The sequence below is a fragment of the Pantoea nemavictus genome (assembly GCF_037479095.1).
Lineage (GTDB): Bacteria > Pseudomonadota > Gammaproteobacteria > Enterobacterales > Enterobacteriaceae > Pantoea > Pantoea nemavictus.
The window spans coordinates 218,707-235,102 of the sequence record NZ_JBBGZW010000001.1 but is presented as its reverse complement, the minus strand read 5'-3'; the positions used below and the strand labels follow the sequence as shown (position 1 = coordinate 235,102).

At 56.4% G+C, this 16,396-nt stretch carries 15 protein-coding genes and 1 pseudogene; 8 read left to right on the top strand and 8 right to left on the bottom strand.

Annotated elements, in window-relative coordinates; translation table 11 throughout:
• Positions 1-5: 5 nt before the first annotated feature.
• From hemA to kdsA, 6 genes are read left to right on the top strand one after another with little or no spacing between them, the layout of a single operon-like run.
• Positions 6-1,262 (top strand): glutamyl-tRNA reductase, encoded by a 1,257-nt coding sequence (gene hemA, locus WH298_RS01140; RefSeq protein WP_007892893.1) that lies wholly within the window; start codon positions 6-8, stop codon positions 1,260-1,262.
• 41 nt (positions 1,263-1,303) lie between these two features.
• Positions 1,304-2,386 (top strand): peptide chain release factor 1, encoded by a 1,083-nt coding sequence (prfA, locus tag WH298_RS01135; RefSeq protein WP_180821984.1) that lies wholly within the window; start codon positions 1,304-1,306, stop codon positions 2,384-2,386.
• Positions 2,386-3,225: a peptide chain release factor N(5)-glutamine methyltransferase gene (prmC, locus tag WH298_RS01130; protein WP_180821983.1), complete on the top strand. Its 840-nt coding sequence runs from the start codon at positions 2,386-2,388 to the stop codon at positions 3,223-3,225. Before prfA ends, prmC begins: the two co-directional genes overlap by 1 nt.
• A 2-nt stretch (positions 3,226-3,227) precedes the next feature.
• Positions 3,228-3,626, top strand: a complete 399-nt coding sequence (locus WH298_RS01125) for a SirB2 family protein (protein WP_180821982.1) — start codon at positions 3,228-3,230, stop codon at positions 3,624-3,626.
• Complete coding sequence (gene sirB1 / locus WH298_RS01120) at positions 3,623-4,432, top strand: invasion regulator SirB1 (protein WP_180821981.1); 810 nt, start codon at positions 3,623-3,625, stop codon at positions 4,430-4,432. The genes WH298_RS01125 and sirB1 overlap by 4 nt, the downstream gene beginning before the upstream one ends.
• Positions 4,433-4,457: 25 nt before the next feature.
• Positions 4,458-5,312, top strand: a complete 855-nt coding sequence (gene kdsA, locus WH298_RS01115; protein WP_180821980.1) for a 3-deoxy-8-phosphooctulonate synthase — start codon at positions 4,458-4,460, stop codon at positions 5,310-5,312.
• A 74-nt stretch (positions 5,313-5,386) separates the two neighbouring features.
• On the opposite strand, the gene chaA is transcribed toward kdsA, so the two are convergent.
• Positions 5,387-6,472 (bottom strand): sodium-potassium/proton antiporter ChaA, encoded by a 1,086-nt coding sequence (gene chaA / locus WH298_RS01110; protein WP_007892878.1) that lies wholly within the window; start codon positions 6,470-6,472, stop codon positions 5,387-5,389.
• Between the two features lie 368 nt (positions 6,473-6,840).
• Here chaA and WH298_RS01105 point away from each other — a divergent pair.
• Both WH298_RS01105 and WH298_RS01100 read left to right on the top strand, forming a co-directional pair.
• A pseudogene (locus WH298_RS01105) lies at positions 6,841-7,009 on the top strand (ChaB family protein).
• Positions 7,010-7,244: 235 nt separating this feature from the next.
• Positions 7,245-7,913 (top strand): gamma-glutamylcyclotransferase, encoded by a 669-nt coding sequence (locus WH298_RS01100; RefSeq protein WP_007892873.1) that lies wholly within the window; start codon positions 7,245-7,247, stop codon positions 7,911-7,913.
• A 6-nt stretch (positions 7,914-7,919) separates the two neighbouring features.
• Here WH298_RS01100 and WH298_RS01095 read toward each other — a convergent pair whose 3' ends face one another.
• The 7 genes from WH298_RS01095 to icmH form a co-directional block, all read right to left on the bottom strand.
• Positions 7,920-9,335 (bottom strand): serine/threonine protein kinase, encoded by a 1,416-nt coding sequence (locus WH298_RS01095; protein WP_180821979.1) that lies wholly within the window; start codon positions 9,333-9,335, stop codon positions 7,920-7,922.
• 66 nt (positions 9,336-9,401) lie between these two features.
• Positions 9,402-10,352: a hypothetical protein gene (locus WH298_RS01090; protein WP_180821978.1), complete on the bottom strand. Its 951-nt coding sequence runs from the start codon at positions 10,350-10,352 to the stop codon at positions 9,402-9,404.
• 13 nt (positions 10,353-10,365) lie between these two features.
• Complete coding sequence (locus tag WH298_RS01085; protein ID WP_049852050.1) at positions 10,366-11,142, bottom strand: PP2C family protein-serine/threonine phosphatase; 777 nt, start codon at positions 11,140-11,142, stop codon at positions 10,366-10,368.
• On the bottom strand, positions 11,139-12,251 hold the full coding sequence (tagH, locus tag WH298_RS01080) for a type VI secretion system-associated FHA domain protein TagH (RefSeq protein ID WP_180821977.1): 1,113 nt from the start codon (positions 12,249-12,251) through the stop codon (positions 11,139-11,141). Before tagH ends, WH298_RS01085 begins: the two co-directional genes overlap by 4 nt.
• 33 nt (positions 12,252-12,284) lie before the next feature.
• Positions 12,285-12,983, bottom strand: coding sequence for a type VI secretion system-associated protein TagF (gene tagF, locus WH298_RS01075; RefSeq protein WP_007892859.1), 699 nt, complete (start codon positions 12,981-12,983; stop codon positions 12,285-12,287).
• Between the two features lie 13 nt (positions 12,984-12,996).
• The gene (tssM, locus tag WH298_RS01070) at positions 12,997-15,111 is read right to left on the bottom strand and encodes a type VI secretion system membrane subunit TssM (RefSeq protein WP_007892857.1); all 2,115 of its coding nucleotides are present in this window, start codon (positions 15,109-15,111) and stop codon (positions 12,997-12,999) included.
• A complete protein-coding gene (gene icmH / locus WH298_RS01065; RefSeq protein WP_007892855.1) occupies positions 15,111-16,325 on the bottom strand; it encodes a type IVB secretion system protein IcmH/DotU in 1,215 nt (404 codons plus the stop codon). The genes tssM and icmH overlap by 1 nt, the downstream gene beginning before the upstream one ends.
• Positions 16,326-16,396 lie beyond the last annotated feature (71 nt).

Genomic DNA, 16,396 nt, shown 5'->3' with positions numbered 1-16,396 from the left:
ATCACATGACGCTGCTTGCACTCGGAATCAACCACAAAACTGCACCTGTTGCGCTACGCGAACGCGTTGCGTTTACACCAGACACGCTGGAACTGGCGCTGAATAGCCTGCTGTCCCAGCCGATGGTGCAGAGCGGTGTGGTCCTTTCGACCTGCAACCGTACTGAACTCTACCTCAGTGTAGAGCAGCAAGCCGACCTGCAGGAGAAGCTGGTGCGTTGGCTGTGTGACTATCACGATCTGCGTGAAGAGGATGTGCGTAACAGCCTCTACTGGCATCAGGATAACGCGGCGGTCAGCCATCTGATGCGCGTTGCCAGCGGGCTGGATTCGCTGGTGTTAGGTGAACCGCAGATTTTGGGTCAGGTAAAGAAAGCCTTTGTTGACTCGTCACGCGATCATGCGTTGAGCAGTGAACTGGAGCGCATGTTCCAGAAAACCTTCTCCGTGGCCAAACGCGTGCGTACCGAAACCGAAATCGGCGCCAGCGCGGTGTCCGTGGCCTTCGCCGCCTGTTCACTGGCACGCCAAATCTTTGAATCGCTCAGCACCGTTAACGTGCTGCTGGTCGGCGCCGGTGAAACCATCGAGCTGGTGGCGCGTCACTTGCGCGAACATCACGTGAAAAAGTTGATGATTGCCAACCGCACCCGCGAACGTGCGCAGCTGCTGGCCGATGAGGTTGGCGCGGAAGTGATTGGTCTGGCCGATATCGAAACGCGCCTGGCCGATGCCGACATTATTATCTCTTCTACCGCCAGCCCGCTGCCGATTATCGGTAAAGGGATGGTGGAGCGCGCGCTGAAGGCGCGTCGCAATCAGCCAATGCTGCTGGTCGATATTGCCGTACCGCGCGATGTCGAGCCTGAAGTCGGCAAGCTGGCGAATGCCTATTTGTACAGCGTCGACGACCTGCAGGCGATCATCGAGCAGAACATGGCGCAGCGCAAAGCGGCTGCCGTGCAGGCTGAAAGCATTGTGGTACAGGAGAGTGGCGAATTCATGGCCTGGCTGCGCGCACAAAGCGCGGTAGAAACCATCCGCGAATATCGTTCACAAGCCGATGAAGTGCGTGCCGAACTGCATGAGCGCGCCTTGATGGCGTTGCGTCAGGGCGCTGACGCGGAAAAAGTATTGCAGGAACTGGCCCACAAGCTGACCAACCGTTTAATTCATGCACCAACCAAATCACTGCAGCAGGCCGCGCGCGACGGCGACAGCGAACGCCTGCAGATCTTACGTGACAGCCTCGGTTTAGAGTAATCTGGTCAGTCACGACCTATCACTGGGATACCCGCTATTACATGAAGAGCTCTATTGTTGCCAAGCTGGAAGCGCTCCAGGAACGCCACGAGGAAGTGGAAGCGTTGCTGGGCGATGCCGGCGTGATTGCCGATCAGGATCGTTTCCGCGCGTTGTCACGCGAATATGCCCAGCTTAGCGACGTCACCCGCTGTTTCCGCGAGTGGCAGCAGGTGCAGGAAGACGTTGAAACCGCCGAAATGCTGCTGGAAGATCCGGAAATGCGCGAAATGGCGCAGGAAGAATTGAAAACGTCACGCGAGAAGCGTGACGAGTTAGAGCAGCAGCTACAGGTGCTGCTGCTGCCAAAAGATCCCGACGATGAACGTTCGTGCTTTGTTGAAGTGCGTGCCGGCACCGGCGGTGATGAAGCAGCGATTTTCGCTGGCGATCTGTTCCGCATGTATAGTCGTTACGCAGAAGCGCGTCGCTGGCAGGTGGAGATCATCAGCGCCAACGAAGGCGAACACGGCGGCTATAAAGAGGTGATCGCCCGTATCAGCGGCGACGGCGCTTATGGCCGCTTTAAGTTTGAATCGGGCGGCCACCGCGTGCAGCGCGTACCGGAAACCGAATCGCAGGGGCGTATTCACACCTCAGCCTGTACCGTTGCGGTGATGCCGGAACTGCCAGAAGCTGAAATGCCGGAAATCAACGCGGGCGATTTGAAAATCGACACCTTCCGTTCTTCCGGTGCCGGTGGACAGCACGTTAACACCACCGATTCCGCGATTCGTATCACCCACTTGCCAACCGGTATTGTGGTGGAGTGTCAGGATGAGCGCTCACAGCATAAAAACAAAGCCAAAGCGTTGGCGGTGTTGGGCGCGCGTATTCACGCCGCTGAAACCGCCAAGCGTAATGCCGCTGAAGCCTCCACGCGTCGTAACCTGCTGGGCAGCGGCGATCGTTCTGATCGCAACCGCACCTATAACTTCCCGCAGGGCCGCGTTACCGATCACCGCATCAACCTTACCGTTTATCGCCTCGACGAAGTGATGGAAGGCAAGCTGGATGCGCTGATTGAGCCGATTGTGCAGGAGTATCAAGCCGATCAGCTGGCGGCACTGGCTGGACAGGACTAATGATCATTCGTCGCTGGCTACAGCAGGCTGTGGTAACGCTCTGTGGCGGCGACAGCCCGAAGCGCGATGCGGAAATTTTGCTGGGTTTCGTCACGGGCAAGACCCGCAGCTGGCTGGTGGCGTTTGATGATGCGGAACTGGATGCGGCGCAGCAGCAACAGCTGAATGCGCTGCTGGCGCGGCGTGTTAACGGTGAGCCAATTGCGCATTTGGTGGGCGAACGTGAGTTCTGGTCGCTACCGCTGCGCGTCAGCGATGCCACGCTGATCCCGCGTCCGGATACCGAAGTGCTGGTGGAGCAGGCGCTGGCGCATCTGCCAACCACCGGCCGCTCCGTGCTGGATTTGGGCACCGGAACCGGTGCGATTGCGCTAGCCTTAGCCAGCGAGCGGCCAGCGTGTCAGGTTATCGGCTGCGATCGCATTGCAGCGGCGGTGGAATTGGCGCAGGACAACGCGCAGCGCCTGCACATCAATAACGCCACCTTTATTCGCAGTCACTGGTTTGACTCACTTCCCGCCCAACGTTTTGACCTGATTGTCAGCAATCCGCCCTACATTGATGCCGCCGATGAACATCTGCAGCAGGGGGACGTACGCTTTGAGCCGCTCAGCGCGCTGGTGGCGGACGATCAGGGTTTAGCCGATTTACGATTCATTATTCACACCGCACCGGGCTGGCTGCAGTCTGGCGGCTGGCTGCTGTTGGAACATGGCTGGCAGCAAGGCGCAGCCGTGCGTGCCATCATGCTGCAGCAGGGTTACCAGGCGGTGAGTACCGTTGACGATTACGGCGGAAATCCGCGCGTCACGCTAGGACAATTTTTAATTAAGGAATAACGATGGCGAGCTGGTATCCCCTGATCAAACATTTTCATCTGCTAACCGTGGCCCTGACCATCAGCCTGTTTTTGCTGCGTTTTTACTGGCAGTGCACCGGTTCAGCCATGCTACAGCGCCGCTGGGTGCGGATTACGCCGCACGTTAACGACACGTTTTTGCTGTTAAGCGGTGCGCTGTTAGTGATGATTACCCACTTTTATCCGTTCACCCCGCAAGGAAGCTGGCTGACGGAGAAGCTGTTAGCGGTTATTATCTACATCGCCTTAGGTTCCGTGGCATTGAGCCGTCGCCCACGTAAAATGGGGACACGTTGGATCGCCTGCCTGATTGCAATCGTAGCTTTACTGTTTGTGATTAAGCTGGCGATGACCAAAATGCCGTTATTGGGGATTGTATGACCTCGCCAGAGCAACTCGATTACAGTGAAACACCGTTGAGTGAAGCGGTGATTGGCGCCACATGCGCCATACGCAATGATTTTTCTGCGCCTTCTGTGCAACAACAGTTGGCCGCGCTGGTTGATGAAGCCCGTGAATTCGTTAGCAGTGAACAGGACGCCGATCTGCAGCTGGGTAAGCTGTTAGAACTGTTCTATCGCCAGTGGGGATTTGGCGGCGCCAGCGGCGTCTACAATCTCTCCGATGCGCTGTGGATCGACAAAGTATTGAAGAGCCGCCAGGGCACCGCGGTATCGTTAGGCGTAATTCTGCTGCATATCGCCGATGAGCTGGAGCTGCCGCTGATGCCGGTGATTTTTCCCACTCAGCTGATTCTGCGTGCCGACTGGCTCGACGGCGAAATGTGGCTGATCAATCCGTTCAACGGCGAGACGCTGGATACGCATACCTTGGAAGTGTGGCTAAAGGGCAACATCAGCCCAACCGCCAAGCTGTATAACGACGATCTCGATGAAGCCAAGACCATTAACGTGATGCGCAAGCTGCTCGACACCTTGAAATCCGCGCTGATGGAAGAGAAGCAGATGGAACTGGCGCTGAACGTCAGCCAGGTGCTGCTGCAGATCGATCCGGACGATCCTTATGAAATCCGCGATCGCGGGCTGATTTACGCGCAGTTAGAGTGTGAACACATCGCCTTGACCGACTTGACCTATTTCGTTGAGCAATGTCCTGAAGACCCGGTCAGCGAAATGATTAAAGTGCAGATTCACGCAATCGAACAGAAACAGGTGACGCTTCACTAAGCGTCACAAGATATAAGGAAAGATCATGACACAGAAAGTAGTGAATATTGGCGATATCAAGGTCGCAAACGATCTGCCATTCGTTCTCTTCGGCGGCATGAACGTGCTGGAATCGCGCGATCTCGCCATGCGCATCTGCGAACATTACGTTAAGGTCACCGATAAACTCGGTATCCCTTACGTGTTCAAAGCCTCTTTTGATAAAGCAAATCGCTCTTCCATCAAGTCTTATCGCGGTCCAGGCCTGGAAGAGGGCATGAAGATTTTCCAGGAGCTGAAGCAGGCTTTCGGCGTGAAAATCATCACCGATGTGCACGAAGCTTCCCAGGCGCAGCCGGTGGCTGACGTGGTTGATGTCATCCAGCTGCCCGCTTTCCTCGCACGCCAAACCGATCTGGTGGAAGCGATGGCGAAAACCGGCGCAGTTATCAATGTGAAGAAGCCACAGTTTGTCAGCCCTGGCCAGATGGGCAACATCTATGACAAATTTGTCGAAGGCGGCAACGATCAGGTTATTCTGTGCGACCGTGGCAGCAACTTTGGTTACGACAACCTGGTGGTCGACATGCTCGGCTTCAACGTAATGAAAAATGTCACCCACAACAGCCCGGTGATCTTCGACGTTACCCATGCGCTGCAGACCCGTGACCCGTTCGGTGCAGCGTCCGGTGGACGTCGTGCACAGGTTGCTGAGCTGGCGCGTGCCGGTATGGCGGTTGGCATCGCGGGTCTGTTCATTGAAGCGCACCCAGAGCCAAACAGCGCCAAGTGTGATGGCCCATCCGCGCTGCCGCTGGACAAACTGGAGCCGTTCCTGGCGCAGATGAAAGCGATTGACGATCTGGTGAAGCGTTTCCCAGAGCTGGATACCAGCAACTGATTGTTATCAGATGTGAAAAAGGCGCCGATGGCGCCTTTTTTATTGCCTGGTCGCCAGCAAGGGCGATCGGTCACTTACAGCATAATCGTCAACAAATACCCGGCAAACAGCGCCAGATGCGCGGCCCCGTTCAGCACGTTGGTGCGTCCGGTGGAGAACGAAATATGGCACAGAATCAGTACGGCGCTCATGATCACCATTTGTGGCGGCTCAAGGCCGAACACCAATTGCTGGTCGGTAAGGGTGGCAATAATGGTAACCGCCGGAACGGTAAGAGAAATGGTCGCCAGCACCGAACCGAAGAACAGATTCATCGCGCGCTGCACCTGGTTCATCAGCACGGCTCTAATCGCGCCCAAACCTTCCGGCGACAGTATCAGCAGCGCCACCAGGAACCCGGTAAACTGCGCCGGTGCGTTCAACTCGGTCAGCAGGCTTTCCAGCGGGTTAGCGTTCATCTTGGTGACGGTGATTACCGCAATCAGATGCACAATCAGCCACGCGGTATGCCACAGCGAGCTGTGCGCTGACGGCTTGCCGTGGTGTGGATCGTCACCATCATCTTCGTGCTCATATACAAACAGACTTTGGTGGGTTTTGGTTTGAATCAGCAGGAACACGCCATACATCGCCGCAGAGATGGCCGCAATAATCAGCGCCTGCGTGGTGGTGAAATTACCGCCCGGTAACGCATTGGGAAACACCAGCACCAGAATTGCCAGCGGGAAAATGGCGATCATGTACTGCTTAACGCCCGCCAGGTTGACGTACTGGGTAGCAAACTTGCGGCCTCCCAGCAGCAGGGCGAAGCCGACTAAACCGGCGGTCACTATCATGATGATGGAGTAGAGCGTATCGCGCATCAGCGCAGGCGCGGCATCGCCGGTGGCCATTAGCGCGGAGATAAGGCTAACTTCAAGAATCACGACCGAAAGGCTGAGAATCAGCGAGCCGTAGGGTTCACCTAAACGGTGCGCCAGTACGTCGGCATGACGTACAACGCTAAAAGCGCTAAAGAGGATGGCGACCAGCGCCAGCAGGTTGATGCCGATCACCGGCAGAAGCGCTGTCTGGTTGCCGAAGAAGCTCAGCACCGCCAGCGCAGCAACGGGGAAAATCAGTGAGTACTCTGTGTGACGGGTTTTCTCATGTGCAGGCATTTACCATCCTCTCCGGAAAAAAGAACCAAGCAGGCAATCATTGCCTGATAAATATAATGAGTTTTCTGACGCAACGCAGTGTAACTTTTCATCAGCTGTGCTGCTGTGACTTTACGCGATTTTACTAAAAGCGGTTATCAAACATAACACGACAAAAGAGTGAGTTATTGCAGGATTACGTCACATATTCATTATGTTGCGATAGTGACAAACTCACTTATTAACGATATTCATCCCGTTAATTCTCCTTCATACTCTGTTTTATAGTGGTTTAACCCTATTTTATCGTTGTTGCCAGTAAAAGTGTGGGTTTGCGTTTTAGCGCATATGTTCCAGGCTTAACGCTTAGGGTTGAAACAGGAGGAACTATGCCTTATTCAGCAAACCGTGAGCTGCCGGACAGCGTGCGTCATGTCTTGCCGAGCCATGCGCGAAGAGGTTGCCCATAAAGAAGAGGTTGCCCATAAAGTCGCCTGGTCAGCGGTCAAGCAAGAGTACGCTAAAGGTGAAGACGACAAGTGGCACCCTAAACATTAATTTCCCCTGCGGGCTAATGCGGCCCGCCGCGCCATTTCCCCTCATCATTCAAGTTCCTCGCCAGGCAGCCGATGCTATTTACACAGAATTTCCCTTTTGTGATCGGGGTCAATCTTGAAATTTTTGTTAAAAATGAATTAATGTCTTCTCTTAAGTCGATGCAACGCGCGTCGCCTGTAGACATCAGTTTTCAGCAAACACACCGGCAAGATGTCAGTGCAGCAGAGGAGGTACAGTGTTAACGCGGGAATTTTTATTAAAAGCAGATTGTAAAACATCATTTGGCGATATTGATGAAGCACTGTTCTGGAGTTGCGAAAAGCGTGCGGCATCGCTCTCTGCCACGCTTGCCTGTCGCCCTGACCAAAGTCCGGTGTGGATTTTTGGCTACGGTTCGCTGATGTGGAATCCGATTTTTGAAGCGGCCGAAGTCGCACCGGGCCGTTTAGAAGGCTGGCATCGCGCCTTTTGTCTGCGTCTGATTGCCGGACGCGGCACCGTTACCGCACCTGGCCGCATGCTGGCGTTGAAAGAGGGCGGCTCAACCAGCGGGCTGGCGTTCCGTTTGCCGGAATCGCGTCTGCACGATGAACTGGAGTTGCTGTGGAAGCGTGAGATGATCACCGGCTGCTATCTGCCCACCTGGTGCGAACTGCAGCTGGAGGATGGTCGCAACGTTACCGCGCTGGTGTTCATCATGGACCCGCGTCATCCGCTGTATGAAACCGACTCCTGCCGCCGCACCATCGCACCGCTTATCGCGCAAGCCAGTGGCCCGCTGGGCACCAACGCACAGTATCTGTATGCGCTGGAGCAGGAGCTGGGTAATCGCGGTATGCAGGAAGAGGCGCTGACGCGCCTGGCGGCAGAAGTCAGAGCGCTGCAGAGTTCCGCAGCGCGCTAAGGCTTATTACTGTGCGGGGTTGATCAGCCAGGTTCCAGGCTGATCGATGGTCAGTGATTGGCTATAAACCTGGTTGCCGTTACGCACTTCGATGCGATAGTTACCGGCAGCCAGATTCAGCGAGGCAAATCCGCTGCTCGAGGGTTTCACATCTTTGGCTTCCCCATTCAGCATCACATTCTCGCCCGCCTGCAAGCGCAGATAAACCGTTGCCACCGTGGGCGAACTGCTCACCGCACTACTGACTTGCGCAGCAGGCGCTGCCGGAGCGGTGGTAGCCGCGACGGGCGGCGCTTCGCTGTGACGATTCGCTTTCCATACCACCACCACCACCGCCAGAATGGCAATCGCGGCGGCTGCCACTAATCCAGGCGATAAGCGGCGCACGTTGCGCGGGGTTAAGGGCTCAACGGCTGCTGCAGCGTGATTCACCGCCAAAACCTGCGGTTCCGTTGTGACCATGACCGGCTCTGCTGGCGCAGGAGGCTCAGCCACCGTCGGTAAAGTCGTCGAGAGCGCTTCGACATCGCTGACCGGCAGGTCGATCAAACTGGCAAAGGCATCAATGCTTTGCGGACGATCCTCGGGTTTCATCGCTAACGCGCAGTCAATGGCGTGCAGCAACGGCAGCGAATAGCCTTCCGGCTGGCGCTCTACCAGCGGTTGATAGTTATCTTCGATACAGCGCACCACGCTGACCGGCGGCGCATGACCGGTGATCAGATTGTGCAGCACCGCACCGAGGGCATAAATATCGGTCCACGGACCTTGCTCGATTTCGCCTTCTTCACTGTATTGTTCAATCGGGGCAAAGCCGGGCTTCAGCATGATCTCAGTTTCGTCGGAAAGGTTGCCAATCTCTTTGCGCGCCGAACCGAAGTCGAGCAGCACCGGCAGCTGGTTTTCCTGAATCTGGATGTTATCCAGCGAGATATCACGGTGCAGATAACCGGCGGTATGGATGGTATCAATCGCCCCAAACAGCGGCGGCAGCAGACGACGGATCCAGCTTTCATCAATGCTGTCCGGACTGGTGATCTGCCACTCTTTCAACGTCATGCCGCTGTAATAGAGGGTGCCCATATAAGCGGTACCGTTCTCTTCCCAGAAGCGCAATACGTGCAGCAAGCCGGGATGATTGAAGCGCGCCAGCAGGCGCGCCTCCTGAATAAAGCTGTTGCGTCCTGCGGTAAATAACTTATGGAAACGCTCACCGCGCAGTTCCAGCGACATATCCGCCGCGCGTACCGCCAGCGACACCGGCATGTACTCTTTGATGGCGATAGTGCGCTCCAGCTGATGATCCCAGGCACGGTAAACAATGCCAAAGCCGCCGCCGCCAATCACTTCCTTGATTTCAAATTCATTAAACCGGTAGCCCGCAGGAAGGGCGTTAGGTGTATGGTTTTCGTTTGCCGACATAGTGAACTCTCTGAACACGTCCTGAAGCGCCCCGTCATACGATTGACGGCAGGCAACGACCGCTAATTAATTAATGTTACGCCAGGCACCAATCGCCGGATCGGCGAGATCCGCATGCAGGGTGTCAATCAGTAACACAGTCACTTTTTGCTGTGGCATAAACTGCGGCGACCAAACGCCGCGTAATGTTTCAACCCGCTTCTTCAGAACATCGTTATCCTGGTCAGCGGTTTTGTCCATCTTCACTAATAGCGTGCCGCTAAAGCGCCACACATGTTGTTGGGCATCAAAGGGCAGCACCAGCCAGCTATCATCGGCATCCGGACGCGTAACAATCATGCGCTGGTTATTGATCGAAACCACTTCCAGCGGCGGACCGCTCATTTTCAGGTCAGCAATGGGATAGCCCTGATAGAAGTTGAGCGCCACTTTGTGCGCTTTGCCTGCGCTCATCAGCGTCATGTCGCTTGGGCCTTCCAGCCAGCCTTCCGTAGAGCAGTGCTGTTGTGGATTATCCGGAATAAATAGCGATTCGCCTTTATCGTCCCACCAGGTACGGAAGTGGCAGCCGCCGGGCAGCGCAAAATGCTGCAGCGGTGTGCTATCCGCCGGGCGAGACAAATCGAGTGGCGCCGCATTAGTACTGGTGGCGCTGACGGTGGCATCGTTTAACACGATCGGCCGCCAGTTCTGCAGTTTGGCCGCGCTGCCGTTTGCCAGCACGCTGCCCTCTTTGTTGGTCATCTGCCACGGCAGCTCATCCAGCAAACCGCACTGATTTGCCAGCAGCGTACCGACGCGCGGCAGGAAGCTGGTTAAAATGCTGGAGTCGGTACTTTTGCCGGAAACGATGCGCAGCGGCAGCGTCTCTTTACACCAGTCATTGGGCGCCTTACTGGCCACGTCATCGATATAGACTTCCAATGACAGGCTCGGGGAATACACCACGCGATAATCTTCTGCCTGCGCATTTAAGGCCAGCAACAGGGTTGCGAAGCCCGTCAACCACACTTTCATAAGAATCCTTGGATCAATAACGTGACGGCAGAAAACGTGCCGCATCAGCCTGGGAGTAAAGCAGCGTCGCTTCCTGCGGTTCGCCAATCCAGACTGCCAGAGCGCTGAGATTGTCGCTTTTCACACTGCGGTTAACGGCTTGTTCCATCAAAGTCAGCCACTCTTCGCAGGCATTTACCATGCGCAGTGCCAGTTCCATTTCGTGGGTGGTGAGATTGAGCCAGAATCCGTCGCTGCAGACGAGAAACGCGTCGCCATCGGTGAGTGAAATAACCTCACTAAACGTGGCGGGGCGTGCAGGCTCAACACCGAGCGCATTATAGAGTAAATTACTGTTAATGCCGGTATTTTCATAGCCCGCCTCACGTAACTGCTGGGCCAGACTGTGGTCACGCGTCACCTGATTCAGCACCCCATGACGGAAGTGATAAACCCGGCTATCCCCGGCGTGCGCCCACCATGCGCGCTGTTTTTCGCGGTCGATAAACAGCGCGGCGAGGGTGGTGCTCATGCGTGAAAAATTCGGATTTTTTCCCTGTGCCTCAATCAGCACCTGCTGGCAGTGTTCGATGGCGGCGCGCGTGCTTTCCGGGGTAAAGGTCTCGCTGTGCTGTAACTGCGTCAGTAAGGTATCGCGCACCAGCTGAGCGGCGATATCACCGCCAGGCAGACCGGCAACGCCATCACACACCAGGAAACAGGCTTTGTGATCGTCCAGTTCGGCGCCGGTGCGGTCCTGATTTTCGTCGCGCATACCTTGCTGGCAGCGGCTGGCAAACATCATCTTCATGCGTCTTCGGTCCGCGTCTGAGAATCTTTGTATTGATTCACTTCCATATCATAGGCATGCAGGAAGGCTTCGCCGAACAGCGTGTGAAAGTCATCTTCAATTTCACCGGCGGTGCGCTGATAGTGGCGCGAGAAATAATCCCACATTGCCGCTTTGCGACCGCTGCTGAACCCAAGCTTTGGCAACACGCCATCTTTACGCGCCTCCTCTTCAAGGCGCTGCGGGCTAAACGATTGCAACATCGCGGCGATAATGGCGCGGATACCGGCAATCATGCCAAGCTGATGCGCCTGTAAATCCACCAGCGCATCACGCACCGCCGGTTCCGGCGGCATAAAGCCGGGCATCTGGCTTTGATACATCTGCATCAGCACGGTTTTGCCCGATGGCAGAATTTTAAACGGGTTATTGGCTTCATTAAGGATCATCGTCATGTCGGCTTTCACGCCGCGCTTCAGAATCGAGCGCGAGGAGAGCAGGGCGACGGTGCCTTGCGAGAACAGACTTAGCATGCGGCCGGTCACGCGCATCTGCTCTTCGGTGATGGCGGTTTGCTGGCCGTTGTTCAGCCCCATGCCTTCCAGCAGCGCGGCGATCAGCTTGTCCTGGCTGGCACCAGGTAACACGTTCGGTAACGTCGGCGCATCGCTTTGCGGGTCGATAGCCAGACGCGGATCGTTGCGGCGCTCAGCGCGGGCGACAGGTTCGGGGATGGCCTCCGGCTGCTGCAACATGCCAAGCGGATCGTCAGTGTTGTCGGCAAAAAAAGCCAGCGGATCGCCCCGACTCGCGTTGAGGTTATTGGGATCGCGCACCTCAAGCCCGTACTCACCAATTTGTAGCGTATCACCATCTTGCAACGCCACTTGCGAGCCGCGTTGCAGCGCGACGCCATTCAGCACCACCGAGGTGACGCTGCCTTGATTGGTTAAACGGCACTCGCCTTCCGGCGAAAGGTGTACCAGCGCCTGCAGACGCGATATCGCACGCGATTCGTCGGGCAGTACCAGATCGTTATCCTGACTGCGGCCGATGGTGCCGCCGGGCGGTTTAAAATCAACCGTTTTTGCCGGCACATCCGTATTGCACTGCACAATGGTAAATTGCATGAGTCTTCCCGTTAACAAGGCAAACGCTGCGGCCTATTCAAACATCGGTGGATAGAGGCCGTTGCGGCCCGGCTGTGCACCAGACGCCGGGTTAAACAATAACGTAAACAGTTGCGCAGTAAGCGGGCCACTGTGCTTATGCGTGGCATGGCTAAAACCGTCACTGCGATTACTCCACCAGTAGCTGATGTGCTGCTGCGGATCGAACCTGTCGGCCACTTCACGCCAGCTTAGCGTGCAGGGCAAATCCTCAAAACCAATCACGTCCATAATGTCGCTGCGCTGGGTATCCGGCACCATCAGCGGCGACAAATGCTGCATTTGCTGCTCCAGCGCATCGGGGTTGAGCCGATCGCGTACCGCGTGCAGCAGCAGCGCGCCAAGCTCCTGAAACCAGTCGCCGGACATCGCCAGCTGCGCACTGTGCCAGTGGCTCAGTGGAAAACTACGCAGCGCCAGCAGCGGCCAGGCACGGCCCACGCGATCGCTCGAGGGCAGCAGACAGCCCATCTGCACCTGCTGGCGCAACGGCGAAAGCGGTAACACAAAATTCCACACCGGCGCCTGCAAAAACTGCGCGGTGCTGGCACCCGGCTGCTGATGCCAGTGCATCAATCCTTGTTGAAACCAGTGGCTCCACGGCGTCACGGTATGTTCGCTCAGACGCTGGCGCAAAAAATCGCCGGTAGCCGGTAACTTACCGTACCAGCCCGGCGCAGTGTGTGTCGGCATCGTTACCTCACCATTACTCACTGTGTCTGGTCAATCGCTGCGCAGCGGCATGCGGCGCAATCGCCAGCGTATTGCTACTTTCACCGGCATTTTTCAGATTCTCCGCAAGCTTGCGCATCATTAATGCATTATCACGTGCATACGGCGAAGATTGAATCTGCTGATCCAGCAGCTGGCTAAGATGCCAGTCGAGCTGCTGCAAATCACGCGCGCTGACATCACTGGGCAGCGTACGCTGCAGGTTTTGCATCAGCCAGCCACGCAGAAACTCGCCGTCATAATTGCGCGGCTGATACAGCATCTGATAGGCACGCAGCGCATTGCGACTATATTCGTTATCGTTGCCCGGATCGTCACGCAGCAAATTAGTGATCTGCTGGGCCACGCGTGGCAACAGGAGAGACTTAAGCGCATTTTGATAAAGCGCCCACGCCGCATCGCTTACCTGGGTACCACGATACAAACCCACGCGCATGGTAAGCGGTGGATTGTCGAGGGAAAAACGCTCAGACAACGGCAGTTTTACCAGGTTATTTAAGAAGGGTAGCAGATCAAAAATATTATCGGCGGGCTGATGAATCACCTGCTGACTTTGCACGGTGATCGGCGCAATGCGCTCAGCTACCTGATCCAGATAACGCTGATTCTGTACGTAGCTGGTGAGCCACAAACAGGAGAGTAGCAGCAGGGCGCCGGTGAGCACGCCATAGCCAATCCAGTGGAACAGGCGGTTACGGTATTCCCAGTGGCGATTGCTGCCTGCTAAACCGCTTTCGCGAAACACCAGGTCACTCAGCAAATCACGGATAAAGAAACTCTGGCCTTTATTGCCGGGAATCGGGCTGCTGCGATTGACGCTATCCCAGGCTGCCAGGCTGCTTTCACCAGTATGCGGCAGCTGCAATTTGCGGTTCAGCTCACCCATGATGCGGTCAAACGGCAAACCTTCCTGGGTGCCGCTGGTAAAGAACAGACCGCGCGCCGACCAGGCAATTGGCTCCTGATGGCTGGAGAACACCACGTCGAGATACTCATTCAGCAGCGGACGCAGCGAGCTGAACTCCTGCGGGAACAGGAAGCTGTCGGCGCGCTGCGTCAAATCGCGTTCGCTGGCCATCACGTTGGCCAACTGCTGCTGCAAACGCTGCTCTAAGTGCTGATATTGCTGGCTAAAGCTGCGGTGCCAATCATCTTTATGCGGTTTGCCCGGTTCCCACGGAAAGGTAAAGCCCCAGATGGCATCGCGCTGCGGCTTGCTCTGGCTGCCGTAAAAGCTCATAAAACCTTTCAGCAGATCGGTTTTGGTTACCATCACGTAAACCGGGAAATGGATGCCGGTGTGCTGATGCAGTTCCGCCATGCGCTCACGCAGCGCGCTGGCCTGCGCATGGCGCGCCTCCGCCGAATCTGTGAGCAGATCGGAGACGCTGATAGTCATGATCACACCGTTGATTGGCTGGCGAGTGCGATAGCGTTTCAGCAGGTTGATAAAGCTTTGCCATTCAGCGCCGTCGCGCGCGCGCTGACTCTCCTGCAAGGCGTAACGGCCAGCGGTGTCGATCAGCACCGCGCTGTCGGTAAACCACCAGTCGCAATGTCGCGTACCGCCGACGCCGCGGATGGCCGCTTTGCCGAGGCTGTCAGTCAGCGGGAACTCTAATCCGGCGTTGAGCAGCGCCGTGGTTTTACCGGCACCCGGTGCGCCAATCATCACGTACCACGGCAACTGATAAAGGTAGTGACTCTGAAAGCGTGCCAGCCAGCTCTTCTGATGACGACGACCAAATTGCGTGCGCTTGAGGCGCAGTGCTGCTTCGCTGAAGCGCTGCGCCAGCAGCGTTTCGGTAGCCTGACGATCGGATAACTCTTCCTGGCTCATCTGCTGCAAGCGATTAAGCAGTTTGCTGTTGAACCAGCCGCGCCACAGCGCCGGAATAAACTGGAACAGCAGCCACAGCAAGAACAGCAGACCCACCACCAGCTGACGCGGCAATACCGGCTCGAGCGGCCGCGTATCGCCCCAGCTCCACAGCGGGCCGAGCATCCACAGCACGCAGCTGAGCGCGGTGACGCCAATCAGGCTCCACAGTAATCGATGGGTTAAGAGATGTTGCAGTGATGCGCGCATCATTGGCCTCCCTGATGATTGCCGAGGGTTTCCGGTGTCGCAAACAGGGTGATTTCCACCCGGCGATTGCGCGCGCGGTTTTCATTGCTGTCATTCGGCAGCAGCGGATTACTGTCGCCGCGACCTTCCGCTTTCACGCTGTGGCCTTCAGCTAACTGCGGATTAAGCAGCTGCGTCACCGCGCGTGCGCGGGCAAAAGAGAATTCATAGCTTGAGGCGAAACGGCCGTCGACCGGGCTATTATCGGTGTAGACCGAAACCAGCACCGTGCCTTTCACCGTCTTCATCGCGCTGGCAACGTGGGCCAAAAGCGCGCGACCCACCTGATTCACCACGGTGCCATCACTGGAAAACAGTTTATCGGCGGGAATTATCACTTTGCTGCCGAATGCGCCGTCGCTCACTTCCAGCTGACCAGCGGCAATCACATCATTAAGGCGTTGATGGAGATCGAGCAGCGCCTGCGGCGAAGTAGGGCGACGGCCGGGCGTGATTTGGGGCAAGGGAGTTTGATAGATAGTACGTAACAGCGGTTCAGCCGCGTTGCCCAGTCGCCAGTTCAGCCCGCTATAAATCAGGCTGGCCACCAGGGTCGCTAAGGTCACGCAGGCCCATAGCGGCACCATCGGACGCGTTAAGGTGCTCACCAGCGGATGCACTTCCACCAGCGGTACTGCGGCATTCGCGCTCGACGGGCGGTTTTCAGCGATCAGTTGCGCCAGACGTTTTCGGATGGCTTCGCACTGCACGCGGCCATTCTCACTGCCGCGATAGCGCCCTTCATAGCCGAGCAGCAGGCAATAGTGGATCAGTTCCAGCAGCCAAAGATGCTGCTGTGGACTTTGTGACACGCGCGAAAGCAGCTGGAAAAATTTCTCGCCGCCCCAGCTTTCATTATGAAAAGTCACTAACATGCCGTTACCAGACCACACGCCGCGCGTGCCCCACGGCGTTTGCGCCGCGGCTTCATCCAGCACGCTGCACAGGCAGTAGCGCGCGCCGATGATCATCTCAAACGGCAGCCCCGCTTGTTTACAGCGCTGCTCAAACTGACGGATCTCTTCGATCAGTAACTGACGCAAACCGGCAGGATCGTCATGCGTGGCGGCCTGCCGTATGCGGACGACGGCATTCAGAATCGGTGCTGCGGCATTAAGCAAAAGGTTATCATTGCCCGCGACAATGCCATCGCGAGCAAGGGAATCCTGAGTCATTAAATCTTGGTTATCCAGGCAAGGGCGAAAATCACAGCCATATCGACAAGCACTGTGCGCCGGATTGCATT